This is a genomic window from Actinopolymorpha rutila (genome assembly GCF_013407855.1).
Lineage (GTDB): Bacteria > Actinomycetota > Actinomycetes > Propionibacteriales > Actinopolymorphaceae > Actinopolymorpha > Actinopolymorpha rutila.
The window spans coordinates 6,863,348-6,886,543 of the sequence record NZ_JACBZH010000001.1 but is presented as its reverse complement, the minus strand read 5'-3'; the positions used below and the strand labels follow the sequence as shown (position 1 = coordinate 6,886,543).

The window sequence follows — 23,196 nt, the reverse complement described above, 5'->3', positions numbered from 1 at the left end:
CAGCGGGTGATCATGGGAGCGGGATGGATCGGACCGAACGCGTGCTGGCCGCTGCCGCCGAACTCTTCGTGCGGTTCGGGGTGGCCAAGACCACGGTGGACGAGATCGCCCGGGCCGCCGGCATCTCCAAAGGCGCGATCTATCTGGAGTTCCAGAGCAAGGACGCCCTGATCGAGGCGCTGGTCCGGCACGAGTTGCGGGCCTATCTGCGGGCCGCCGCCGCGCGCGTGGAGGCCGACGAGCAGGGCGGGCGACTGTCCCGGATCTACCACCACTGCACCGCCGAACTCCTGGACCGGCCCTTCCTGCGGGCGCTCTACACCCGCGACGTCGAGGTGCTGGGCACGCGCCTGCGCCGCGACCCGCCCAGACCGAGTGGCCCGCGGCTGGCCCTGAGCGAAGGGTTCGTGGAGCGGCTGCGGTCGGCCGGCCTGGTCCGCGCCGAGGTCGACCCGGCGGTGCTCGGCCATCTGATGGGCGTGGTCTCGCTGGGCATGATCATGATCGGTCCGGTCCGTGCCGGGACCGAGACAGGTCCCGCGCTTCTCGGCCAGACCCTCGATCTGGTCGCCGACATGTTCGCCGCGACCGTCGACACCCCGCCCGGCGAGGGCGACGTCGCGGCCGGGAAGCAGGCGTTCCTCGACCTGCTGGGCAAGATCGACGACAGCCTGGATCTGGAGAAGGTGACCGCATGACCGCGCCACTGCTCGCCGTCGACGGGCTCCGCCACGCGTACGGCGCGCACGTCGTCCTGGACGCGGTGTCGTTCAAGGTGAACGCCGGCACCGCGCTGGCCGTGGTGGGCCGCAACGGCACCGGCAAGAGCACCCTGCTGCGCTGCCTCACCGGTGCGGAGAAACCCTCCGGCGGCACGGTGACCTTCGACGGAGCGACGTACGAGGAGACCTCGGCCGACATCCGCCGCGACGTGGCCACCGTCTTCGACGACATCGACTTCTTCCCCGACCTCACCGTCGCCGAGCACCTCGACCTGCTGGCCCGCGCGCACGCCGTACCCGACCCGGAGGACGTGGTCGACGACACCCTGCACGAGCTCGGGATCGCCGGCACCAACCGGCAGTTCCCCAGCACGCTGTCGTCGGGGCAGCGGCACCGGCTCGCGCTGGCCACGGCGTTCGTCCGGCCGCGCCGGCTCCTGGTGCTCGACGAACCCGAGCAGCGCCTGGACGTCGAGGGCCGGGAGTGGCTCGCAGAGAAACTGCGCGCCGACCTGGCCGCCGGGGTGGCCGTGGTGTTCGCCAGCCACTCACCGGACCTGATCGAGGCGGTCGCCACCGACACGTTGCGCATCGGCGGCGACGCGTGACCGCCCGGGTCGGCGCACCGTCGACTCCCGGCCGTCCGATCACCGTGCCGACGTCGCGGCACCTTCGGCGGGAGCTCCGGCAACGCCGCCGCGACCACTCCAACCGCACGCTGGGGCAGGCGCTGGACGACCTCTACCTGTGGCTGTTCGCGGTGCTCATGGTGGGCTCGATGGCCGGTACGACGCTGTCGCGGGCCTGGCTGGAGATCGCCCGCTGCTCCGGGCCGGGCTGCGTGGACGCCCGGCTGGTGCTGCCGCTGCCGCTCGGTGCGGCGGTGCTGGCGCTGGCGGTGCGGACGCTGGTCGCACTCGGGCCGATGGTCGCCAGCCGGGCGTCCGGAACCTTCCTGCTGAGTACGCCGGTCGACCGGCGCGGGCTGCTGCTCCGGCCGGCGGCCGCGCTGATGGCGGGCGCGATCGTCCTCGGCGCCGGGCTGGTGTCCGTGCTCGTGTTGCTCACCTCCAGCCACCCGGTCGCGATCGGTGCGGGGGCGCTGGCCGGTGCGGGTGTCGGCGTGGTCGCGGTCGCGGCATCGATCCTCGCCCAGGGCGCGCCGAAGGTACGCCGGGCGCTGGGCATTGGCTGCGACGTGGTGGTGGTCGCCACCCTCGCCGTCGTACCCCTGCTTCTCCTCGACCGGGCGGTGTGGTCGACGGCGTGGGCGCGGCCGGGCCCACTGGTCGCGTGCGCGGCGGTAGCGGCGGTCGTGGCCGTCGCCCTGGTGGCCGCAGTCGTCCGCCGGATCGGCCGGCTGCCGCGCCGGGAACTCGTCGCCGGTGGCGAACTCCTGTCCGGCCTCGCCGGCGCGGCGGCCTCCCTGGACACCTCGATGGTCTCCGACCTGCTCGTCGCCCGGAGATTCCGGCAACGAGGCGCCGGGCGCACCCTGCGCGGACACGGGAGCGGCCTGGTCGGGGTGGCCGTACGGGAGGCGCAGCGGTCGCTGCGCTCACCACAGCGGCTGGCGCTGGCCGTCGGCCTGCTGGCGGTGCCGTACGCCGTGGACCGGATCGGCGTACCCACGCTGACCCCGCTCCTCGCCGTAGTGGTCGGCTACCTCGCGCTGCGCCCCCTCGGCGGCGGCCTGCACGTCATCGCGCGTTCGGCCGGGCTGCGGCGCGCCTTCCCCGTCGCCGACCGGCCGCTGCGGATCGCGTTCGCGGCGCCCCTGCTGGCGGCGGCCGTCCTGTGGGCACTGGCCGCGCTGCCCGCGGTCACCGGGAACTCCATGCTCGTCTTCGGGTTCTCCGCACCCGAACCCGCCGCCGTCACCTGGCTCGCGCTCGCGGCGACGATCGCCGCCGGCGGGATCCGTTCGGTGACCCGGCAGCGGGTCAGCTACGACGGCGCGCTCATCTCCACCCCCGCCGGGGCGCTCCCGGCGGGGTTCGTGGCGCAGATCTTCCGCGGACCGGACTTCGCCCTCGTCGGCATCGTGCCGCTGGTCTTCGGGCTGCCGTGGGTGCTCGCCCTCGGCCTGCCGCTGGCCCTGCTGGCGTTCGCGGCGTTCCGCGGCTGAGCGGCAACGCGGCGACCTCAGCCGACCTCGGCCGACCTCAGGCGACCCAGACCGTCTTGGCGTTGCAGAACTCCTTCGGCCCCGGGGCGCCCAGCTCCCGGCCGTAGCCGGAGTTCTTCACGCCGCCGAACGGCAGCTCGGGGTAGGAGGTGACCATGCCGTTGATCGTCACCATCCCGGCCTCCAGGTCACGGACGAACGCCGCCTGCTCGTCGCCGTCGCGGGTCCAGGCGTTCGCACCGAGACCGAACGACGTGACGTTGGCAAGCTCGATCGCCTCGGCGAGCGACCCGACGCGGTAGAGCTGGGCGACCGGGCCGAACACCTCCTCGGCGTACATCCGCATCGACGGGGTGATGCCGGCGAGCACCGTCGGTGGGTACCACCAGCCCGGGCGGTCGGGGGTGTCGCCGCCGCAGAGCACCTTCGCGCCCTTGCCCACCGCGTCCGCGACCAGCTGCTCGACGTCGTCGCGGCCGGACTCGGTGGCCAGCGGGCCCACCTCGGTCTCCTCGTCCATCGGGTCGCCGACCTTCAGCGCGGCCATCGCGGCGACGAAGCGTTCGGCGAACTCGTCGTAGCAGTCCTCGTGCACGATGAACCGCTTCGCCGCGATGCAGCTCTGGCCGTTGTTCTGGCTGCGCGCGGTGGTGGCGACCTTCGCCGCCCGGTCCAGCTCGGCCGAGGGCATCACCACGAACGGGTCGGAGCCGCCGAGCTCCAGCACGGTCTTCTTGATGTGCCTGCCCGCGACCTCGGCGACCGAACGGCCGGCCGGCTCGCTGCCGGTGAGCGTCGCCGCCCGGACCCGCGGGTCGGTCAGCACCTGCTCGACGTCGGACGAGCCGATCAGCAGGGTGGCGAAGCTGCCCTCGGGGAAGCCGCCGCGGGTGAACAGCGTGTCGAGGTACAACGCGGTGCGCGGGACGTTCGACGCGTGCTTGAGCAACCCGGTGTTGCCCGCCATCAGTGCCGGCGCGGCGAACCGGATCACCTGCCACAGCGGGAAGTTCCACGGCATCACGGCGAGGATCGGCCCCAGCGGCTGGTACGTGACGTACGCGCTGGAAGCGCCGACCTTGTCCGGGTGGGCGTACGGCTCGTCGGCCAGCAGCCGCTCGGCGTTGTCGGCGTAGTAGCGCATTCCGCGCACGCACTTGGTCGCCTCGGCCTTCGCCGCGCCGATCGTCTTGCCCATCTCGGTGGTCATGGTGGCCGCGACGCGGTCGGTCTCCCGCTCCAGGACGTCCGCGGCTGCCCGCATCCACTCCGCGCGGGTCTCGAACGTCGTCCGCCGCAGCGCCCGGAACGCCTCCGCGGCACCCGCGAGCCGGCGGTCGACCTCGTCCGGTGACTGGGCGGTGAACTCCTCCAGGGTCTCGCCGGTGGCGGGATTGACGGTGGCGATCGGCATGGGCACTCCTTCGCAGAACGCTGACGGTCGAACGCGGACGGGCGGCCGACCTGGTCTCCATCCTGACGCGCCCGGCAAGCGTGCGCCGCCCGGCCGGACCCGGCCAGCCGGGGTTTACAACGTTGGCCGGCGCGCCTAGACACGTCGGAACGGACACATCGGGCATGTCGTACCCCGATGTGCCCCACGTAGCCGTGGTGGTTGCGACCCCGCGGAACCCGAAGGAGCCCGATGAAGCCGTTCCGGCAGTTCCGGCAGTTCCAGCAGATCCGACCCGTCCGCGCAGCGCTGACCGGTGTGCTCGGTGGCACCCTGGCGGCGCTGGCCCTCGCCGCCGCGCCGGCCCCGGCGAACGCCAGCAGGCCGGCGGACGCGCAGCAGGAGACCTACACCAACTACGTGACCCGCGGCTACTCCATCGACTTTCCCGATCCGGCGGTGATGCGGGGCAAGGACGGTCAGTGGTACGCCTACGCCACCGGCGGTCCGTACGACGAGACGGGCAAGACGGGTTCGTCGTACAAGATCGCCACCTCGCCTGACCTGGTGCACTGGCGCAAGGTCGGCGACGTGTTCCCCGAGGGCCGCCGGCCGACCTGGGCCACCGCGACCACCGGCTTCTGGGCACCCGACATCCGCTACCTCAACGGGAAGTACCTGCTCTACTTCACCGTCCCCGACACCACGACGAGCACGCAGGGTTTCGACCCGGCGATCGGCGTAGCCACCGCGCCCACCCCGGCCGGCCCGTGGACGCCGTCCGACCAGCCGCTGATCCCGGCCAAGCCGGTCGGCGGTGGGTACGACACGGTGATCGACCCGGCGATGTTCACCGACAGCACCGGCACGCACTACCTCTACTACGGCGGCTTCGGCACCGGGATCTGGGTGGTGAAGCTGTCCGCGGACGGGAAGCGCGCGGTGAGCGAACCGGTGCACGTCGCGGCGTCCCGCTACGAGGGACCGAACGTGATGGAACGCGACGGGTGGTACTACCTGTTCGGCTCCTCGGCGAACTGCTGCGCCGGCCCCACCACCGGCTACTCGGTGTTCGCCGGGCGTTCCCGCAGCCCGATGGGCCCGTTCGTCGACAAGCTGGGCAAGCCGCTGCTGGCCAGCCGGGCCGGCGGCACCCCCGTCATCGCGCCCAACGGCAACAAGTGGATCGGCACCGGGCATCACTCCGCCGCGCTCGACGTGAGCGGGCAGACGTACATGGCCTACCACGCGATCGACCGGAACGACCCCTGGCTGGACGTCTCGCCCGGCTTCACCATGCGGCCGATGAACCTCGACCGGATGGACTGGATCGACGGCTGGCCGATCGTCCGTGCCGGGCTGGGCGCGTCGGAGGATCCGCAGCCCGCGCCGGTGGTGCGGGGTGCGGTGGACGACCGGTTCGAGGACCCGGCGGCGACCGGCTCGGCGTTCACCGTGGTCGACGGCGCGATGAACGTCACCGGCCCCGACCAGACCTCCGACTCGGGCCGGTTCGCGCGGCTTGCCGGCACGACCACGGCGCTGACCCGGCGGACGATCTCCCAGTCCGACGTACGGGTGGAGGCGGACGTCCGCGCACCGGGCGACGGCACGGTGGGGGTGCTCGGCCGGGCAGCCCCCGACGGGTCCGGGGTGCGCGCGGTGCTGGACGCGGGCGCCCGGCAGGTTCGGATCGAGGCGCGGCTCGGCGGACAGGTCCGGCGTACGGCGGTCTCCCTGCCGGCCGGGTTCGACACCTCCGCCTGGCACGTCCTCGCCCTGGAGGTACGAGGGACCACCGCGACCGCCGACATCACCGACGCTCGGCTCGGCGACCCGTGGGCGACCGCACGCCTGGACCTGCCGGCCGGGCTGGACCGGCCCGGGCGGGCCGGCCTGGTGTCCGACGGCACCGGCGAGGCGGACAACTTCGCCGCGGGCCGGCTCTACACGCCGGTGACCCGCACCGTTCCCACGCCGGAGCCGGGGGCGGTCGACCCGGCGTACTCCGACGAGTTCGACGGCGCGCTCGGCGACAGCTGGACGTGGGTGCGGCCGGACCCGAAGGCGCAGGTGAGCGACGGCGCGCTGCGCTGGCCGACGCAGACCGGCGACCTGGTCGGCGACGGCAAGCCCGGCCTGTTGCTGCGGTCGATGCCCGACGGCGACTACACCGTGCAGACGAAGCTGAACATCGACCTGGGCGAGGACGTCGAACGCAACTTCCAGCAGGCCGGCCTGATCGTGTACGCCGGGGACGACGAGTTCCTGCGGCTGGACGTGGTGGCCGTCGGGCCGACCCGGATCGTGGAGTTCGGCAAGGAGACGGTGTTCCAGGGACGCCGGTCCTGGGGCGGCGGGCTGATCGGGGCGCCGGCCGACACGACGTGGCTGCGGCTGGCGCACACGCTCGACCCGCGTACCGGCGAACACCACTACCGCGCGGCGTCCAGCACCGACGGCACCCACTGGACGTGGGGGCTGACGTGGACGCTGCCGGCGGACGCCAACCCGCGGGTCGGCCTGGTGTCGCAGGCGTCGACGCCGGCGACGACGCAGAAGTACGGCCCGGCCACCTCGGTGTTCGACTACTTCCGGGTGTCCCGTCCTTAGTGCGTGTTTCGAAGTCCTACGTGGGAGCGGGAGCCGAATGCGCGCATAGGGTGACCAGAGGCATGCGTCACAGGCGACGAGGCCACAGGGGAAGGAGACCAGCCGGTGGCTGTCACGCGTTTCGGTTTGCAGATCCCACGTTTCACCTATCCCGGCGTACCCGACGCGGAGCTGTTCGAGCGGATCGCCGCCATCGCCACCACCGCGGAGGAGTCCGGCGGCTTCGACTCGGTGTGGGTGATGGACCACTTCTACCAACTGCCCGGACTCGGCACCGAGGACGAGCCGATGTTCGAGGCGTACAGCCTGCTGTCGGCACTCGCCGCGCGGACCTCCCGGGTCAGGCTCGGCACCATGGTCACCGGCGTGACCTACCGCAACCCCGCCCTGCTCGCCAAGACCGTCACCACGCTGGACGTCATCTCCGCGGGGCGGGCGATCCTCGGCATCGGCGCGGCCTGGAACGAGAGCGAGCACCGCGGCTACGGCTTCGAGTTCCCGTCCACCCGCGAGCGGATGGACCGGCTGGAGGAGGCGCTGCGGATCTGCCGGGCGATGTTCACCGAGGACACGCCGAGCTTCTCCGGGAAGTACTACCAGATCAACGAGGCGTTCAACGTTCCCCGGCCGGTGACGCCGGGCGGCCCGCCGGTGATGATCGGCGGCAGCGGCGAGAAGCGCACGTTGCGACTGGTCGCGGAGTACGGCGACGCGTCCAACATCTTCGGCGACCTGGCCACGGTCCGGCACAAGCTGGACGTGCTGGAGCGCCACTGCGCCGACGTCGGCCGCGACCCGGCCGAGATCACCAAGACCAAGCTGTGCACGATGGTGATCGCGCCGACCGCGGCGGAGGCGGACAGGAAGGTCGAGCAGATTCGCGCCGCGACCGGCTTCCCCGAGGAGCAGGTGCGGGCGATGCTCGTCGCCGGCAGCCCCGACCAGGTGCTGGAGCAGGTGCAGGCGCACGTCGACGCCGGGCTGGACGGGTTGTTGTTCAACATGATGGACGCGCACGAGGTGGACAACGTCCGCCTCGCCGCAGAAACGCTGGCCCGCTTCAGCTTCTGACGTAGGCATGACTCGGGCCGGGTCGACGGTTGGGGGGTAGCCGTCAACCCGGCCCGAGGTATCTGCGACGGACACCTCGCGGTGTGCGTCGGTCAGGCCAGAGTAGGGCGATCAGGGCCGGTCTAGAAGGCCGACTCGGACAGCTCCATCAGATCGTTGTCTGCGGCCTCGGCGATCGCCCGCTCGGCGGTCACCTTCGGCAGCACCTGCGCACAGAACCACCGGGCGGCCGCGATCTTGCCCTCGTAGAACGCCCGGTCCTCCGGACGCGGCTCGGCGCGGTGCTCACCGTGCTCGCCGCCCAGCCGGGCCAGCGCGACCTCGGCCTTGCGCAGCAGCAGCCAGCCGCACACCAGGTCACCGACGGCCAGCAGCAGCCGGGTGGTGTTCTGGCCGATCTTGTAGAGGTTGGCGGGGTCGCCGCCGGGCGCCTGCGGCTGGGAGCTGTGCAGGTAGCCCACCATCGCGGTGAGGATGCCCTGCACGTCCTCGAGAGCCTTGCCGAGCAGGCCACGCTCGGCGTCGAGCGCGCCGTTGCCCGCGCCGGACTTCACGAACGTCTGGATCTCCCCGGCGAGCCGGCCCCACGCCTGCCCCTGGTCGCGGACGATCTTGCGGAAGAACAGGTCCTGGCCCTGGATCGCGGTCGTGCCCTCGTACAACGTGTCGATCTTGGCGTCGCGGACGTACTGCTCGATCGGGTAGTCCTGCAGGAAGCCGGAGCCGCCGAACGTCTGCAGCGACTCCGAGCCGAGCAGCGTCCACGCGCGTTCGGAGCCGTAGCCCTTGACCACCGGCAGCAGCAGGTCGTTGAGCCCGGCCGCGGAACGCTCCTCGTCCCCGTGCCGCCCGGCGAACTCGCCCGCCTCCACGACGTCCTGCACCGACGCGGTGTAGAGCAGCAGCGCACGCATTCCCTCGGCGTACGCCTTCTGGGTGAGCAGCGAGCGGCGTACGTCGGGGTGGTGGGTGATGGTCACCCGGGGCGCGGTCTTGTCGGTCATCCGGGTGAGATCGGCGCCCTGGACACGCTCCTTGGCGTACTCCAGCGCGTTCAGGTAGCCCGTCGACAGGGTGGCGATCGCCTTGGTGCCGACCAGCATCCGGGCGTACTCGATCACCTGGAACATCTGCCGGATGCCGTCGTGCACGTCGCCGAGCAGGTAGCCGACCGCCGGCTCGCCCTCGCCGAAGGTGAGCTCGCAGGTGGTGGACACCTTCAGGCCCATCTTGTGCTCGACGTTGGTGGCGTGTACGCCGTTGCGGCCGCGGAGCTCACCGGTCTCCAGGTCGACGTGGAACTTGGGGACGAGGAACAGCGACAGGCCCTTGGTGCCCGGGCCGCCCGCGCCCTCGACGCCCACCGGCCGGGCTAGCACGAAGTGGACGATGTTCTCGGTCAGGTCGTGTTCGCCGCTGGTGATGAACCGCTTCACGCCCTCCAGGTGCCAGGTCCCGTCGGCCTGCAGAAGCGCGCGGGTGCGGCCGGCGCCGACGTCGGAACCCGCGTCCGGCTCGGTGAGCACCATGGTGGCCGCCCACCGGCGTTCGATCATCAGCTCGGCCAGCCGCTGCTGGGACGGTGTGCCGTTACGGGTGACGACACCGGCGAAGCGGGGGCCGCTGCAGTACATGAACAACGCTGGGTTCGCGCCGAGGACGAGCTCGGACACCGCCCAGCGCAGGGAGGGCGGGCAGGGCTGGCCGCCGAGTTCCGGGGGAATCTCCAGCCGCCACCACTCCGCGTCCATCCAGGCGCGGAAGCTGTCCTTGAGCGGCTCGCCCACCCGCACCGTGCGGGCGTCGCGGTCGTAGACCGGCGGGAAGCGGTCGCCGTCGACGAACGACGCGGCCACCTCCTCGCGGGCCAGCCGGTCGACCTCGCCGAGGATGCTGTGCGCGGTGTCGACGTCGATCTCGGCGTACGGACCGGAGCCGAGCGCCTCGTCGCGGCCGAGCACGTCGAAGAGCGTGAACTCGAGGTCGCGGAGGTTGCTCCTGTAGTGGCTCATCGGGCGCGCTCCTTCGGACGGGGGGCCGGGTGCTACCGGACGCAGGCGGGAGGTCGGCGGGGCGGTCGCGGGCGGGCTTGACCAGGGCCGTAAGGCCGATGCTACCTGCCGGTAACTTCGTTGGCTACCTGCCAGTAACTTCAGGGCGACCATGGTGCGCCGAGGCGAGCGAAACGCACAAGCGGGACAGCGGTGTGACGCGGGTCACCTCCGCGGCTCGCGTGGTGGAAGGTCGACGCCCAGGTCGTCGACCGGCTCGGCACCGCCCGTGAAACGTACGACGTCGCTCCGGCCGGCGCCCAGCTCGCCGAGTACGAGGTCGGGGTTTCGCGCGCCGTTCGCGAAGCGCGTTGCGAAGTCCCGTGCGACCCGGCGCGTGGGCGTACGCCAAGCGAAGCGGGCTACCCTGAGGTCCGTCGTCACCGCCCGCCCTGCCCACCGGTCACGATTGGCTCACCCACCATGCGTCAGATCGGCGTTTTCAGCGGAAGCGCACACCCCAGGCTGGCCGAGGAGATCTGCGCCGAACTCGGCGTCGAACTGTCCGAGGCCCACATCCAGCGGTTCAGCAACGACTGCCTGCAGGTCCAGCTGCGGGCCAACTGCCGGCAACGCGACATCTACCTCGTGCAGCCTCTGGTTCCTCCCGTGCAGGAGAACCTCATGGAGCTGCTGCTCATGCTGGACGCGGCGCGTGGCGCGTCCGCAGCGCAGATCACCGCGGTGATCCCGCACTACGCCTACGCGCGTTCGGACAAGAAGGACCAGCCGCGGATCTCCATCGGCGGCCGGCTGGTGGCCGACCTGCTGGCCACCGCGGGCGCCAGCCGGGTGCTGACGATGGCGCTGCACGCACCGCAGGTGCACGGCTTCTTCAACATCCCGGTCGACCACCTCAACGCCATCAACGAACTCGCCAAGCACTTCGCCGGACGCGACCTGAGCAACACCGTCGTGGTGTCGCCAGACCTCGGAAACGCCAAGGCCGCAACGCAGTTCGCGCGACTGCTCAACCTCCCGGTCGCCGCGGGCAGCAAGCAGCGGCTCAGCGACGAGCGCGTGGTCATCGACGCGATCGTCGGTGACGTCGAGGGCAAGAACGTCATCGTCCTGGACGACGAGATCGCCACCGCCGGGTCCATCGTCGAACTCCTCGACCGGCTGCGCGAGCAGCGCGTGCGCCGGATCGTGCTCGCCTGCACGCACGGGTTGTTCACCGGCAAGGCCGTGCAGCGGCTCGCGGTGCAGGACGACGTCGACGAGATCGTCACCACCAACACCGTGCCGCTCGCACCGGACAACAACCTTCCCCACCTGGCCGTACGCTCCATCGCGCCGTTGTTCGCCGAGGCGATCCGCCGGATCCACCTCGGTGAGTCGGTGAGTAGTCTCTTCGACAGTCGGGCTATGGAGGTATAGGTGACCGGGCGGGTGTTCCTCGCAGGGGGTGGCGGTGCCGAGGCCTCCAAGCCGCTGGACGAGCAGTTCGCGCACGCGGTCGGTGCGGGCCCGATGGCGTACTGGCCGGTCGCGATGGAGCCGGACCGGCACGTCGAGGCCGAGGAGTGGCTGCGCGACGTCTACGAGCCCCTCGGCGTACGCGACATCTCGACCTGGGACGGCGACATCCCGCCGAGGTTCACCGGCGTACGCGGCATCTACATCGGCGGCGGCAACACCTACCGCCTGCTCGCGCTCGCGCAGCGCTTCGACCTGCTGGACCGGTTGCGTGAGTACGTCGCGGCCGGCGGCATGGTCTTCGGCGGCAGCGCGGGTGCGGCGTTGCTCGGCGCCGACATCAGCACGGTCGCGCACCTGGACCGCAACGACGACAAGGTGGTCGACACCGCCGGTGCCGACCTGGCCGCGGGTCACGCGGTGTTCGTGCACCACGCCGACGGCGACCTGCCGCGCGAGGCGGTGTGGACCGCCACCTATCGCCGGCCCGTCCTCGCGCTGACCGAGCACGCCAACGCGATCGTGGCCGGGAACGCCGTCACCGCGGTGGGCCCGGACCCGGTTCTGCTGGTGTCGCCTTCGGGGCGCCGCAAGCTCGCCCCCGGCAGCACCAGCTACGCCGGCAGCCCGGCGTGAGGACCCGCCGCCGGCGTGTGGCGGCCGTCATCGTCCGCGACGACTCCGTCCTCATGGTGCGTGAACGAGGTCGCGGTCCCGGCGGCCGGCACGACGGCCAGGAGTACTGGACGCTTCCGGGTGGCGGAGTGAACCGGGGCGAGGACCTTGCCGACGCGGTGCGCCGCGAGGTGGCCGAGGAGGTCGGCCTGACCTGCGTCGACGTCCGCTATCTCTACGACTTCCCGTACCCCTCCGGGCAGACGTCGGCGTTCGCGGTGACCTGCGCCGAGGGCGAGCCGCGCCTCGGCACCGACCCCGACCTGCGGTGCGACTGCCCCCGGATGGTGGGACTGGACTGGGTGCCCCTGCCGGTGTGGTCGGGTGAGACCGGCGTCCCGGGCGTACCCACCCTGCTGATGGCGACTCCGCGTTCGGCCCTGTCGTAGCGGCTGGCGGTCAGTCTGCTCTGCTGATCAGCCGCCTGCTGCTGATCATTCGCCGCCGTGCGGGGCGGTGTACTGCTCGTCACCCCAGGCGGCCCGCGAACCCGCGTCGCCGACCCGGACGATCTGCACCGTCGAGGCCACCGCGAACCCCACGGTGACCACGATGAGCGCGAGGCTCACGAAGCGGGTCCACGCCGGGGCGCCGACCACGCGGCGTTCGGCGGTCATCGTGCCCGGCCCCTCCGCGCGGGCGTTGCGCAGCCGGTAAGTGTCCAGGGCGACCAGCGCGGCGAGCGCGACGAGGAGCGGCAGGACCAGCCAGATCATCGCGTCGGCGAGTTCGGCGTGGCGTTCGATCGCCGCGCTGTGGTCCATCCGCGACTCCAGGCCCTCGCCCGCCGACGTGGTCATCGGCACGAGGACGGTGGCGACCGCGGCCACGGCGACCGCGGCCCAGCCGTACCGGCGGCGCAGGCGCGGCACGAGCGCGACGATCACCGCGACCAGGGCCGCGAGTGGCACCGCCACCACGGTGGCGTGGACGATCAGAACGTGGACGGGCAGTCCGTTCAGGAAGGTGGGCACGGGCGAACCTCCTGGCAATTGCCGCTGTGTACCTCTCGTACCTCTCGCGCACCTGTGGTGCACCGGGCGGGCCCTGATGGCCGCTTACAGCATGTCCGCGCTGATTGGGAGAATTCTTGGAGCCCGCGTGGCCGGCGCCTGTGGATTTCCTGGGAAACGCCGGGTTTGTGCGGTCCAGGGGAGTCAGGACTCGACCGGGTCGGCGGGGTCCGTGGGAGCCGCGCCAGTCCCGGTGGAGGGCCGGGGGAAGGTGAGCCGAAACACCGCGCCGCCGCCGGGAGCCGCCAGTGCCTCGACCTCGCCGTGGTGCCGGGCCACGATCTCCCCGACCAGCGCCAGCCCGATGCCGAACCTCCGCTGCCGCCCGTCCGGCGTACTCCCGCCGGCCGAGGAGAACCGGTCGAACAACCGGGGCGCCATTCCCGGGTCCAGTCCGGGACCGTCGTCGGCGACCTCCACCACGGCCTGCCGGTCGTCCGCATGGACGGTCACGGTGACGGTCTGCTCCGCGTGCCGGACCGCGTTGTCGAGTACGGCGGTCAGCGCCCTGCGCAGTGCCACCGGCGCGCCTCGTACGACCACCGGGGCGTCACCGCCCTCGGCCCGCACGGTGACGCCGCGTGCGCCGGCCACCGCGGCGCTGGCTGCCGCCACTCCACCGGCGAGTACTCGCAGGTCGATCTCCTCCGTGGCCGCCTCGGCGTGCGGGTCGGCGGCGAGCAGGAGGTCCTCGAGTACGGCGGCGAGGTTGTCGCTGTCGTGCACCAGGCTCTCGGCGTCGGCGAGGGCGGCCTGGTGGTCGTGGCCCCGCTGCAGGTGCCGGCGCAGCAGTTGGGCCCGGGTGGTGAGCAGGGTGAGTGGCGTACGGAGTTCGTGGCTGGCGTCGGCGACGAACCTGCGCTGCAGGCTGAGCGCGTTGGCCAGCGGCTGGACCGCCCGCACGCCGAGCATGGCGCCCGCCCCTGCGGCCAGCACCAGCCCGAGCCCGCCGACCAGGAGCAGCGAGTACAGCAGGTGCCTGCGGTCGGCGTGCACCGGGCCGAGGTCGAGGACGCCCTGGACGGTGGTGTCGCCGCGCCGCATGGTGAAGACCTGGTAGTCCGCGCCGTTCACCTCGCGTTCGTGGGTCTCCGCGACGCCGGTGCGGGCGGTCCGGGCGAGCGCCCGCTGGTCGGCCGCGCCCGTCGGCAGGCCGTCGGTACTGCGCTGCCCGTCCGGTCCGCGTCTCACCAGCCAGACGTTCGCCGGGGCGTCGGCCACGTCGTTGTCCGCCCGGCTGACCGCGGCCGCCAGCATCGACCTGGTGTCCGCCGCCTCGGCGTGCAGCACCACGGCGAGGGTCACCCCCACCAGCACGGTGACGATGGCGGCGACGATCAGGCCTGCCTGGATGCCGAGGCGTACCGCCGTACGCCGCAACATCGCCGACTCGGCACTGGTCAGCCGCCGGTCGCCCAGCCGGACCCGGCCAGAAGTGGTCACGACGACGCCTCGCCCAGCCGGTATCCCCGGCCGCGGACCGTGGTGACGATCGCCCGGCCGAGCTTTCGGCGCAGGTAGTGGACGTAGGTGTCCACGACGACCTCGCCCTCGGCGCCTGGGAAGACCCGGGCGAGGAGTTCGGTACGACTGAACACGTGGCCCGGCCGGGACGCGAGGGCGGCCAGCAGGTCGCACTCCCGCTCCGAGAGCTGCGCCCGGCCGACCTCCCGGGTGTCCAGGTTGAGCACTTCGCCCCCGACCGGCAGCAGCCGGGCCTGGTCGAGGTGGCGCCGGCGCAGCGCACGGAGGCGGGCGAGGAACTCGGCCACGTCGAACGGCTTGGCCAGGTAGTCCTCAGCACCCGCGTCCAGGCCCTCGACCCGGTCGGCGGGCGTGCCCAGTGCGGACAGCACCAGCACAGGGGTGGCCACGCCGCTGCTGCGAAGCCGGACCAACAGGTCGAGGCCGTCGATACCGGGCAGGCCGCGGTCCACGACGATCACGTCGTACTCCCGGCTGAGGGCGCGATGCAGCCCACGCTGGCCGTCCGGCGCGAGGTCGACGGCGTACTCCTCCTCGGAGAGGAGGTCGGCCAGCATCGCGGCCAGCGCCTGGTCGTCCTCGACCAGCAGCAGCCGCGCGGGTCCGAAGGCGTCGCTGGGGCACACGCGCCCATCTTCGCCCCTCACCCTGTGTGCATGCTTGGACGCCGGGGCGGAGTGGCCCGGGAGAGGTCCCTCACATGGAGTGACTGCCTCAGGCGGTGGCCACGAACTGCAGATAGTCGTACGGCACGACCACGGCGTCCGGCTCACCGCGGTTGAACCGGTCCCACAGCTCGACGAACTCCTGCTCGAACGACTGCGCGTCCTCCTCGCTCATCCCGTCGACCGCCAGCTTCACCGGGCCGAACCACTGGCGGTATCTCCGGAACTGCTCGGCGACCGAGCGCGCGGCCACGTCGACGCACCGAAGCTCCAGCCGTTGCTCGGTGAACTTCGCGTACGGGGCGAGGAGCTGGGCCAGCCCGTCGCGGGTGCCCCAGCGCAGCGGCGACGCGGCGTCGGCGGGCGGCGGTGCGTACTTCGCCACCAGGTGCAGCAGGCCACCCAGCGCGCTGTCCGGAGTCCAGTTGGCCAGGCCGATCCGCCCGCCCGGACGCAGCACCCGCAACGCCTCCGCCGCCGCCTGCCGCTGGTCGGCGACGAACATCAGCCCGAACGTCGACGTCACCACGTCGAACTCCCCGTCGGCGAACGGCAGCGCCGCGGCGTCGACCTCGACCGTCTCCAGCGGCAGCAGTTCGACGTCGGCGCGGAGCCGGGCGTGGTCGAGGAGTTCTGGTACGACGTCCACGCAGGTCACGCGGGCGTCGCGGCGGGCGGCGGCCAGGGCGGTGTTGCCGGTGCCGCCGGCGATGTCCAGCACGCGTTCACCGGGGAGGATGTCCAGTGCCAGCACCAGCTCCTCGCTGACCGGGACCATCCGGTTGGCGATGCGCTGGAAGTCACCGGCCGCCCAGGTCGACCGGGCGATCTCGGCCGGGGACGGCGGCGCGAACCCGGTGTCGCTGATCCCGCTGACAGCCTTGGTCACCCTGCCAGGGTCGCAGACCGGTCGCCGGCGAGACGGCGGATAGCCGAATCTCAGTCCCGAATCCCGGTCCCGAATCCCGGCTGCGGATCCCGGTAGGAACCTCAGTCGAACAGGTGGCGATGGTCCTCGCTCCACCGGATCCGGTTCGCGATCTCGGTCAGGTACCCGGACGCGACCATCTCGACCTGGCGTTCGTGCCCCTCCTCGGCCAGCTGCCGGACGAAATCCAGGCCGGCCCGCTGGATCGCGATCACCTCGTCCGCCAGACCCGTGGTGTCGGTCAGGCCGTACTCGGTGGCGAAGATCTCCAGCCGGCGGCGACGGTCCGGCCGGCCGGGATAGCGGAGCCAGCGCACGCACATCTCGTCGTCGCGAAACGGTGCGACGTATTCCAGCGCGTACGCGACGTCCTGCATGACCGGTCCCGGTCCGGCGTACTCCCAGTCCAGCAGGCCGACCGGCGTGACGTCGTTCCACACGATGTTCCACGGGCCGAAGTCGTTGTGGCAGACGAGTTCGCCCGGGCCGCCGGTGCCGGTGCGGCCGCCGGACCACACGGGCGGCGTCGCGGGCGACCACTCGGCGACCGCCTGGTGGTAGTCGCGCAGCAGACGGGCGGCGGCACGCAGACCCTTCTCGTCCACCACGTTGGCCCAGCCGGCCGGCCCCGACTCGCCCGGGATGTAGCTGACCACCTCCGTCGCCGGCGCGGTGCCGGTGGCGGGGAGGACGTCGAACACGCGCGGGGAGTACGGGAAGTCCACGGCGGCAAGGTGGTCGAGCAGGGCGTGGATCGCGGGGGTCCAGGGCTGAGCGGGACGGTGTACGGTGCCGCCCACCCGAACCACCGGCCGGTCGGTGCGGTCCTGCAGAACCTCGGTCTCCGGCAACTGCTCGTTCGGATCGGACACGGCGTTCGACCTCCCGGCGTCAACCAGCGCTTGCGCCCCAGTCCACTGGCCGCGAGGTCGTTTCGCAAGACATTATTCGGTGGCCATTTCGGTGGCCATGTCGATGGCCGTTGCGTTGTGCCCGTTCGTCATTCGTACGACCCGGCCGGTTCGGATTCCGCGTTCAGCCTCCGGCAGAACGACGAGACTCCCGGCGTACGGCCCGAATAGGGTCGATGACATGCAGACGATCGAACTGGCGCCGGGCCTGCACATGTTTCCGTTCGAGGTGGGCCAGGTCTATCTGTGGGTGGACGACGACGGGCTCACCCTGGTGGACACCGGCGTGGCGGGATCGGCGCCGACCATCCAGGGCGGCGTGCACCGGCTCGGCTACGACCGGCGCGACATCAAGAACATCGTCCTCACCCACTTCCACGAGGACCACGTGGGTTCGGCGGCGGAGATCGCGGGCTGGAACGGCGCGACCGTGATGGCGCACCAGTTGGACGCTCCTGTCGTGCGTGGCGAGCAGGCGGGTCCGGCGCCGGTCATCACCGACCAGGAACGCCCTTACTACGAAAGCGTCGTGCCCAACGTCCCCGCGGCCCTTCCGGTGCGAGTCGACCGGGAGCTCGTCGACGGGGACCGGATCGCCGTCGGTGGAGGTGCCGAGGTGATCGGGATGCCGGGGCACACCGACGGAAGCATCGCGCTGCACCTGCCGCGCCACAAGGTGCTGTTCACCGGCGACGCGATCGCGAGCGTCCAGGACGCGCCGATTCTGGGCGTGTTCAACGTCGACCGGGCAAGGGCTGTCGAATCGTTCCGCCGGGTTGTCCAGTTGGACGTCGACGTGGCGTGTTTCGGCCACGGCGCTCCGGTGGTGGGAGACGCCGCCACCACCCTGCGCGCGGCGGCGGACGGCGTAGCGGTCTGACGGTGTGCGGTCTGACGGTGTGGCGACCTGACGCCGGCCTCGGGGCGACCACGGCCCCACCTGTTCGCAGGGCGGCGCTTTTCGTCGACAGCAGGTAGCGTTTCCGACGGTGTGCTCGGTGAGAATGTTCTCCGCCGCGGCGAAAGGGCGAACACATGGTGCGCAAGGCGGTCATCCCGGTCGCGGGGCTGGGAACCCGGCTGTTGCCGTTGACGAAGGCACTGCCGAAGGAGATGCTGCCGATCCTCGACAAACCCGTTCTGCAGCACACGATCGAGGAGCTCGTCGCCTCGGGCATCGACGACATCATCATCGTCACCTCCGCCCGTAAGGCGTTGATCCAGCAGCACTTCGCGCCCGACGAGGACCTCGACATGCGGCTGCGCGCGGACGGCAAGGACGACCTCGCCGAGGCACTGGAGGAGCTCGCGTCGCTGGCCCGGATCACGTTCCTCTACCAGCACGGCCCCTACGGCAACGGCACGCCGGTGCTCAACGCCGCGCGCATCGTCGGCGACGAGCCCTTCATGGTGTTGTGGGCCGACGACGTGTTCACCTCGGCCGTTCCGCGTGCCCAGCAGCTGGTCGCGGCGTACGAACGCACCCGCGCGCCCGTTCTCGGGTTGATGCCGATGGAGCCCAGCGAGTCCCAGCGCTACGGCGTTCCGGTGGTCGAGGACGACCTCGGCGCCGGGCTGTTGCGCATCTCCGGCATCATCGAGAAGCCGTCCCCGGACGCGGCACCGTCGGCGTTCGCCTCGATCGGCGGGTACGTCGTGACGCCGGGCATCGTCGCCGAGCTCGAACGTCAGCTCAACCGCCATCGGCACAACCCCGACGGGGAGGTCTACCTCTCCCACGCCATCCACGAGCATGCCCGCGAGTACCCCGTGTTCGGTCAGGTCATCGACGGCACCTGGTGGGACACCGGCAACCCGCTCGGCTACCTGCGCGCGCAGTTCGCGGCGGCGCTCGCCCATCCCGAGTACGGCCCGGAGCTTCGCAAGCTGGCCGGCGGATCGCAGTGAACGAGGTCCAGTAAACGCGGTCCTGGTAGACGCGGTCCCACTAGAAACGACGGCGGGCCAGGCGAAACACCTTTGACAGGTTCGGCGCGGTGGACGAGCCTGACCGCGTGAACGAGCCGAGCGGGCCGACAGCCGACGACCTTCCCGAGCACGTACGCCGCAACCGGCAGGTGTGGGACGCCCGGCACAGCGAGTGGTACGGCGCCCAGGCGCGCAGGCAGTGGGCCGCAGAGCCGCACTGGGGAGTCTGGCGGATTCCGCAGCGGGACCTGCCGGTGTTACCGGACGACCTGGCAGGCAAGGACCTGATCGAGCTGGGGTGTGGCACCGGTTACGTCAGTGCGTGGGCTGCCCGGGCCGGTGCCCGTCCCGTCGGTGTGGACAACTCCGAACGCCAGTTGGCCACCGCCAAGGCGATGCAGCAGGAGTTCGGCTGTGAGTTCCCGCTGATCCACGGCAACGCCGAGGAAGTCGACCTTCCCGACGCGAGCTTCGACGTGGCCATCAGCGAGCACGGTGCGATCGGCTGGTGCGACCCGTACCGCTGGATCCCCGAGGCGGCCCGGCTGCTTCGCCCGGGCGGCGAACTCGTCTTCGTCCGCAACTCCACCCTGCTCACCCTCTGCGTACCCGACCGGGGCCCGGCCGGTCGCACCCTGCTGCGCCCGCAGTTCGGCCTGTGCCGGTTGGAGGACGAGCCCGAGGGAGCCGACGGTGCCGACGGTGGTGCTGTCAACTTCCACTTGCCGCACGGTCCGATGGTGCGGCTGCTCCGGGAGTCCGGGTTCGTGCTGGAGGACCTGATCGAGGTGCAGGCACCCGAGAACGCCACCACGGACTACGACTACGTCGACCACGAATGGGCGCGCCAGTGGCCGAGCGCGGAGGTGTGGAAGGCCCGCCGGGTCCGTGCCTGACCTGGTCGGGACCGGTCGGAAACATCAGCCGGGGGACCAGCCGGGTACGTCAGCCGGGGGAGTCGAGGGTGAGGCTGGCAGCCGCGGACGCCCGCGAGCGTCCGCGGCCGGCAGCTACCACCAAACTCGCCTGCCGCCGACCGGCTTGCCGATCCGGCCGAGGATCAAGAAGATGACCCCGACCACCAGCAGGATGATCCCGATGGTCCACAGGATCGAAATCCCGAGGATCGCGCCGAGGATCAGCAGGATGACGCCGAGAACGATCACGGCATCCCCCTTCCCTCACAGGACCAGGCATCCAGCCAGCTCCCTGACCGGGTGCCGCGATTAGATACGACCATTGTCCTCAGTTCTCGCCCACCGTGCGAGCATCACGCGAGTTCTGCCGGACATTGCGTCCAGACCGATACCGGCCTTTGGTGACAAACGGCGTCCGAGTGGCGCGCCCGGAAGGACCAAGCATCCGAGACGGGACAAATCGCTGGCCCGATCGCTCGGTGCCCTGCGAAGGTGAACCTCATGAGGGTGGAGTTCCGGCGCGGCGAGAGCTGGGAGTACTCAGTGCACGTCCACCGCCCCGACGGGGTCGTGGTGTCCCTTCCGGGAGCGGGCGGCAGGTGGCCGGTCCCGCACGACCTGGCACACTTCGCCACCGAGCGGGCGCTGGGAATGCCCGACGGAGTCTTCGGCAGTGCCGCGTCCGGTGCGATGTTCGACGCGATGACCGTGGTCGCGGGGCGCCTGCGACACGACCCGAAGCGCCGCTCCCAGGAGATCCTGCGCGCGAACACCAGGTCCCGGTCCATCACCGCGGCCGAGACGCTGACCTCGGTGGTCCACGAGGCGGTCCAGCAGGACGGCGCGGGCACATCGACGAAAGCGCTTCTGAGCGGCTTGGACCGGCGTGCACGCGAGGTCTGGGCCACTGTCCGGGAGGATCCGTTCCCGTTCGCCCCTGAGCAGTTCGCGCTCGCGGTGGAGGACCTTCGAGGCCTGGTCGAGCGGTGGACACGTACGCCTGCCGGCGGTGTCGTGGTGGCGGACTGGCCGGACGCACTGGTCACGCGGCCGGGGCGTGCGCGTCCCCGAAGCGGCGCCCGCAGGGGCTGAAGGGGCTAACGTCGGCGCATGCACTTCGCGATCTCGATCCCGCAGTACTCCCCCGACGGCAGCTTCGACCCGGGCGCCTTCCGCGCCTATCTGGCCCGGGCCGAGGAGCTGGGCTTCGACAGCGCCTGGACACAGGAGCAGGTGCTGGGCACGATGCCGCACCTGGCGCCGATGGAGACCATGACGTACGCCGCGGCCTGCACCGATCGGCTGCGGCTGGGGTGCTCGGTGCTGGTCAGTTCGCTGCACAGTCCGGTCCACCTCGCCAAGAGCCTCAGCACCCTCGACCAGCTCAGCCGGGGCCGGATCGAGGTCGGGCTCGGGATCGGCGGCCGGCAGCGCGCGGTCGCGGCGTTCGGCGTCGACCCCGACACCCTCACCCGGCGGTTCACCGAGGGGCTGGAGGTGATGAAGGCGTGCTGGACCCAGCCCCGTGTCACCTTCGACGGCAGGTTCTGGCAGCTCGACGACGCCGCGATGGAGCCCAAGCCGTTCCAGAAGCCGCATCCGCCGGTGTGGTTCGGCGGCAGCCATCCCAACGCGCTGCGCCGGGCGGTCCGGCTGGCGGACGCGTTCATGGGCGCGGGGTCGACCACGACCGAGCAGTTCGCCGGCCAGGTCCAGATTCTGCGGGCCGCACTCGCCGAGGCCGGCCGCGACCAGAAGGACCTCCCGATCGCCAAGCGTGTCTACATCGCCGTCGACGACGACCTCGAGCGCGGCCGCGCGCGGATCGGTGCGGCGCTGGACCAGCTCTACGGCTACTTCGGGTTGAGCGGCCTGACGGCGCTCGCCGTCTACGGCCCTCCGGAGGAGTGCGTGCGCGGGCTGCGGGCGGTGGCCGACGCGGGCGCGGAGATGATCCTGCTCAACCCGATGTACGACGACGCCGAGCAGATGGAGCGCCTGGCCACCGAGGTGATCCCCGCACTGTCGTAGGCCCGTCACGCCGATGCCGGGCCGGGGTCAGCTTGCCGGGGCCCCGTCGGCGAGGGCGGCGAACCTGTCCAGGATGGCGGGCCACTCGGTGAACTTCGAGCGTTCGGCGGCGTTGTCGGCGTTCCACCCGCCGTGCTCGAAGCGCATCCGGCAGCCGCCGTCGTGCGGGCCGAACTCCACGGTGATCTCACTGGGGTGACCGGACGGCTGTGCCAGGGTCGAGGTGTGGGTGAGCCGGCGGCCCGGCTCCCACACCGTGACTCGCCCCCAGTCGTACTCCTCGCCTCCCCGGTGCGACTCGAAGACCCGGCCGCCCACCCGGGGTTCCATCCTCACCTCGGTCAGCGTCTCCGCGTTCATCGTGTAGCTCGGATGCCACCACGCGGCGATGTCACCGGTGTAGGCCGCGAAGGCGCGTTCGGGTCCGCACCGCAGGACGTACTCGTGCACGATCGGGTCGAGTTCCATGCGCGAAGTATCGCCGAGAGGATGACCACGGCCGAACGTTGTCCTGTCAAGTGGGCGTTGACGGGCGTGCGGCCGGGTCGCGGAGCAGGTGAAGCGCCAGCCATCCGATCCAGGCAAGCCCCACCACCAGGGTGAGCCGCTGGAAGAGCCCACCGACGGGCGTCAGTGAGGTCTGCTGGGAGAAGCCGGCACTGGCGAGGACGAACAGGGCCCAGAAGACCACGGCCGTCGCCACCGAGTACGCCGCCCTGCCCCGGTGGCCGGCGCGGGCGAGCCGGTAGCCGACCACACAGCAGGCCAGGGGCAGGCCGAGGAAGACCAGCGTCGAAAACGTGTCGTGCAGGTTTCCCGCCGTCGTCTGCGGAGCTGGCACCGGAGTGCCGGGTGGGTAGTCGCCCACCGGGTCCGTGGCGAAGACGCCGGCGCCGAGCAGCCCCACCGCGACCGCACCGAGCAGGGTCGGTGCCCAGAGGTCGGCGCCGAACGCCCGCCGCAGCGCCGGCCGGGACCCGACCGCGAAGGCGAGCAGGAGGAGACCGGTCAGGAAGAAGTTCGCCCGCTGGGTCCAGCCGTACTCCCCGAGCGCCAGCGAACTCACCGGGTGCCGCAGCGCGCTGTAGCCGGGACGGGTGGCGCCCTCGACGAGGAACGCGACGACGAACACGATCGGTCCGGCGACCCCGCACGTCAGCAGGGCGCGTTCGCGACCGGAGGCGGGCCGCCCCGCAGCGAGGCGATGCCGCGACTGTGCCTCGGACATGCGCCCATTGTCGCGGG

Annotated in this window: 24 protein-coding genes; 13 read left to right on the top strand and 11 right to left on the bottom strand. The window is 71.6% G+C overall.

Annotation, left to right across the window (positions count from 1 at the left end; translation table 11 throughout):
- Positions 1-23: 23 nt before the first annotated feature.
- From F4554_RS31080 to F4554_RS31070, 3 genes are read left to right on the top strand one after another with little or no spacing between them, the layout of a single operon-like run.
- On the top strand, positions 24-698 hold the full coding sequence (locus tag F4554_RS31080; protein WP_179791139.1) for a TetR/AcrR family transcriptional regulator: 675 nt from the start codon (positions 24-26) through the stop codon (positions 696-698).
- Positions 695-1,330, top strand: a complete 636-nt coding sequence (locus F4554_RS31075; protein ID WP_179791138.1) for an ABC transporter ATP-binding protein — start codon at positions 695-697, stop codon at positions 1,328-1,330. The genes F4554_RS31080 and F4554_RS31075 overlap by 4 nt, the downstream gene beginning before the upstream one ends.
- Entirely contained in the window at positions 1,327-2,850 is a 1,524-nt protein-coding gene (locus F4554_RS31070; protein ID WP_179791137.1) for a DUF6297 family protein, read from the top strand. Before F4554_RS31075 ends, F4554_RS31070 begins: the two co-directional genes overlap by 4 nt.
- Positions 2,851-2,887: 37 nt before the next feature.
- On the opposite strand, the gene F4554_RS31065 is transcribed toward F4554_RS31070, so the two are convergent.
- The gene (locus tag F4554_RS31065) at positions 2,888-4,264 is read right to left on the bottom strand and encodes an NADP-dependent succinic semialdehyde dehydrogenase (RefSeq protein WP_179791136.1); all 1,377 of its coding nucleotides are present in this window, start codon (positions 4,262-4,264) and stop codon (positions 2,888-2,890) included.
- Between the two features lie 231 nt (positions 4,265-4,495).
- On the opposite strand from F4554_RS31065, the gene F4554_RS31060 reads away from it, so the two are divergent.
- Together F4554_RS31060 and F4554_RS31055 are read left to right on the top strand one after the other, a co-directional pair.
- On the top strand, positions 4,496-6,856 hold the full coding sequence (locus F4554_RS31060; protein WP_179791135.1) for a glycoside hydrolase family 43 protein: 2,361 nt from the start codon (positions 4,496-4,498) through the stop codon (positions 6,854-6,856).
- Between the two features lie 105 nt (positions 6,857-6,961).
- Positions 6,962-7,927 carry a TIGR03560 family F420-dependent LLM class oxidoreductase gene (locus tag F4554_RS31055; RefSeq protein WP_179791134.1) on the top strand — a complete coding sequence of 322 codons (966 nt, stop codon included), beginning with the start codon at positions 6,962-6,964 and terminating at the stop codon, positions 7,925-7,927.
- 122 nt (positions 7,928-8,049) lie between these two features.
- On the opposite strand, the gene F4554_RS31050 is transcribed toward F4554_RS31055, so the two are convergent.
- On the bottom strand, positions 8,050-9,939 hold the full coding sequence (locus F4554_RS31050; protein WP_179791133.1) for an acyl-CoA dehydrogenase: 1,890 nt from the start codon (positions 9,937-9,939) through the stop codon (positions 8,050-8,052).
- 462 nt (positions 9,940-10,401) lie between these two features.
- Between F4554_RS31050 and F4554_RS31045 the strand changes: the two genes are divergently transcribed.
- From F4554_RS31045 to F4554_RS31035, 3 genes are read left to right on the top strand one after another with little or no spacing between them, the layout of a single operon-like run.
- Positions 10,402-11,358, top strand: a complete 957-nt coding sequence (locus tag F4554_RS31045) for a ribose-phosphate diphosphokinase (protein ID WP_179791132.1) — start codon at positions 10,402-10,404, stop codon at positions 11,356-11,358.
- A complete protein-coding gene (locus F4554_RS31040) occupies positions 11,359-12,033 on the top strand; it encodes a Type 1 glutamine amidotransferase-like domain-containing protein (RefSeq protein WP_179791131.1) in 675 nt (224 codons plus the stop codon).
- Between the two features lie 17 nt (positions 12,034-12,050).
- Positions 12,051-12,461: an NUDIX hydrolase gene (locus tag F4554_RS31035; protein ID WP_337796273.1), complete on the top strand. Its 411-nt coding sequence runs from the start codon at positions 12,051-12,053 to the stop codon at positions 12,459-12,461.
- 45 nt (positions 12,462-12,506) lie between these two features.
- Here the strand turns inward: F4554_RS31035 and F4554_RS31030 are convergent, their stop codons facing one another.
- From F4554_RS31030 to F4554_RS31005, 6 genes are all read right to left on the bottom strand, one after another.
- A complete protein-coding gene (locus F4554_RS31030; RefSeq protein WP_179791129.1) occupies positions 12,507-13,046 on the bottom strand; it encodes a DUF2231 domain-containing protein in 540 nt (179 codons plus the stop codon).
- Positions 13,047-13,229: 183 nt separating this feature from the next.
- On the bottom strand, positions 13,230-14,528 hold the full coding sequence (locus F4554_RS33905; protein WP_179791128.1) for an ATP-binding protein: 1,299 nt from the start codon (positions 14,526-14,528) through the stop codon (positions 13,230-13,232).
- Positions 14,525-15,196, bottom strand: coding sequence for a response regulator transcription factor (locus F4554_RS31020; protein ID WP_337796272.1), 672 nt, complete (start codon positions 15,194-15,196; stop codon positions 14,525-14,527). Before F4554_RS31020 ends, F4554_RS33905 begins: the two co-directional genes overlap by 4 nt.
- An 88-nt stretch (positions 15,197-15,284) precedes the next feature.
- Positions 15,285-16,124 (bottom strand): methyltransferase domain-containing protein, encoded by an 840-nt coding sequence (locus F4554_RS31015; protein ID WP_179791127.1) that lies wholly within the window; start codon positions 16,122-16,124, stop codon positions 15,285-15,287.
- Between the two features lie 101 nt (positions 16,125-16,225).
- A complete protein-coding gene (locus tag F4554_RS31010; RefSeq protein ID WP_337796271.1) occupies positions 16,226-17,035 on the bottom strand; it encodes an aminoglycoside phosphotransferase family protein in 810 nt (269 codons plus the stop codon).
- Between the two features lie 72 nt (positions 17,036-17,107).
- Positions 17,108-17,257 carry a hypothetical protein gene (locus F4554_RS31005; protein ID WP_179791126.1) on the bottom strand — a complete coding sequence of 50 codons (150 nt, stop codon included), beginning with the start codon at positions 17,255-17,257 and terminating at the stop codon, positions 17,108-17,110.
- Here F4554_RS31005 and F4554_RS31000 point away from each other — a divergent pair.
- The 3 genes from F4554_RS31000 to F4554_RS30990 all read left to right on the top strand — a co-directional run bounded on the left by F4554_RS31000 (position 17,256) and on the right by F4554_RS30990 (position 19,899).
- Positions 17,256-17,954 (top strand): MBL fold metallo-hydrolase, encoded by a 699-nt coding sequence (locus F4554_RS31000; protein ID WP_179791125.1) that lies wholly within the window; start codon positions 17,256-17,258, stop codon positions 17,952-17,954. The two genes, F4554_RS31005 and F4554_RS31000, sit on opposite strands and share 2 nt — an antisense overlap.
- A 155-nt stretch (positions 17,955-18,109) precedes the next feature.
- A complete protein-coding gene (locus F4554_RS30995) occupies positions 18,110-18,982 on the top strand; it encodes a UTP--glucose-1-phosphate uridylyltransferase (RefSeq protein ID WP_179791124.1) in 873 nt (290 codons plus the stop codon).
- Between the two features lie 107 nt (positions 18,983-19,089).
- Entirely contained in the window at positions 19,090-19,899 is an 810-nt protein-coding gene (locus F4554_RS30990) for a methyltransferase domain-containing protein (protein ID WP_179791123.1), read from the top strand.
- Between the two features lie 114 nt (positions 19,900-20,013).
- Here the strand turns inward: F4554_RS30990 and F4554_RS30985 are convergent, their stop codons facing one another.
- Positions 20,014-20,169: a DUF6131 family protein gene (locus F4554_RS30985; RefSeq protein ID WP_179791122.1), complete on the bottom strand. Its 156-nt coding sequence runs from the start codon at positions 20,167-20,169 to the stop codon at positions 20,014-20,016.
- Between the two features lie 252 nt (positions 20,170-20,421).
- Between F4554_RS30985 and F4554_RS30980 the strand changes: the two genes are divergently transcribed.
- Together F4554_RS30980 and F4554_RS30975 are read left to right on the top strand one after the other, a co-directional pair.
- The gene (locus F4554_RS30980) at positions 20,422-21,012 is read left to right on the top strand and encodes a hypothetical protein (protein ID WP_179791121.1); all 591 of its coding nucleotides are present in this window, start codon (positions 20,422-20,424) and stop codon (positions 21,010-21,012) included.
- An 18-nt stretch (positions 21,013-21,030) separates the two neighbouring features.
- Positions 21,031-21,951 carry an LLM class flavin-dependent oxidoreductase gene (locus F4554_RS30975; protein ID WP_179791120.1) on the top strand — a complete coding sequence of 307 codons (921 nt, stop codon included), beginning with the start codon at positions 21,031-21,033 and terminating at the stop codon, positions 21,949-21,951.
- Positions 21,952-21,978: 27 nt separating this feature from the next.
- On the opposite strand, the gene F4554_RS30970 is transcribed toward F4554_RS30975, so the two are convergent.
- Together F4554_RS30970 and F4554_RS30965 are read right to left on the bottom strand one after the other, a co-directional pair.
- Complete coding sequence (locus F4554_RS30970) at positions 21,979-22,419, bottom strand: SRPBCC domain-containing protein (RefSeq protein ID WP_179791119.1); 441 nt, start codon at positions 22,417-22,419, stop codon at positions 21,979-21,981.
- Between the two features lie 46 nt (positions 22,420-22,465).
- Positions 22,466-23,179, bottom strand: a complete 714-nt coding sequence (locus F4554_RS30965) for a DUF998 domain-containing protein (protein WP_179791118.1) — start codon at positions 23,177-23,179, stop codon at positions 22,466-22,468.
- Positions 23,180-23,196: the final 17 nt, after the last annotated feature.

Coding starts and splice junctions, on each gene's coding strand:
- F4554_RS31080 (WP_179791139.1), top strand. CDS start 24: ATGGATCGGACCGAACGCGTGCTGGCCGCTGCCGCCGAACTCTTCGTG.
- F4554_RS31075 (WP_179791138.1), top strand. CDS start 695: ATGACCGCGCCACTGCTCGCCGTCGACGGGCTCCGCCACGCGTACGGC.
- F4554_RS31065 (WP_179791136.1), bottom strand. CDS start 4,264: ATGCCGATCGCCACCGTCAATCCCGCCACCGGCGAGACCCTGGAGGAG.
- F4554_RS31060 (WP_179791135.1), top strand. CDS start 4,496: ATGAAGCCGTTCCGGCAGTTCCGGCAGTTCCAGCAGATCCGACCCGTC.
- F4554_RS31050 (WP_179791133.1), bottom strand. CDS start 9,939: ATGAGCCACTACAGGAGCAACCTCCGCGACCTCGAGTTCACGCTCTTC.
- F4554_RS31045 (WP_179791132.1), top strand. CDS start 10,402: ATGCGTCAGATCGGCGTTTTCAGCGGAAGCGCACACCCCAGGCTGGCC.
- F4554_RS31000 (WP_179791125.1), top strand. CDS start 17,256: ATGCAGACGATCGAACTGGCGCCGGGCCTGCACATGTTTCCGTTCGAG.
- F4554_RS31005 (WP_179791126.1), bottom strand. CDS start 17,257: ATGTCATCGACCCTATTCGGGCCGTACGCCGGGAGTCTCGTCGTTCTG.
- F4554_RS30995 (WP_179791124.1), top strand. CDS start 18,110: ATGGTGCGCAAGGCGGTCATCCCGGTCGCGGGGCTGGGAACCCGGCTG.
- F4554_RS30980 (WP_179791121.1), top strand. CDS start 20,422: ATGAGGGTGGAGTTCCGGCGCGGCGAGAGCTGGGAGTACTCAGTGCAC.
- F4554_RS30975 (WP_179791120.1), top strand. CDS start 21,031: ATGCACTTCGCGATCTCGATCCCGCAGTACTCCCCCGACGGCAGCTTC.
- F4554_RS30970 (WP_179791119.1), bottom strand. CDS start 22,419: ATGGAACTCGACCCGATCGTGCACGAGTACGTCCTGCGGTGCGGACCC.
- F4554_RS30965 (WP_179791118.1), bottom strand. CDS start 23,179: ATGTCCGAGGCACAGTCGCGGCATCGCCTCGCTGCGGGGCGGCCCGCC.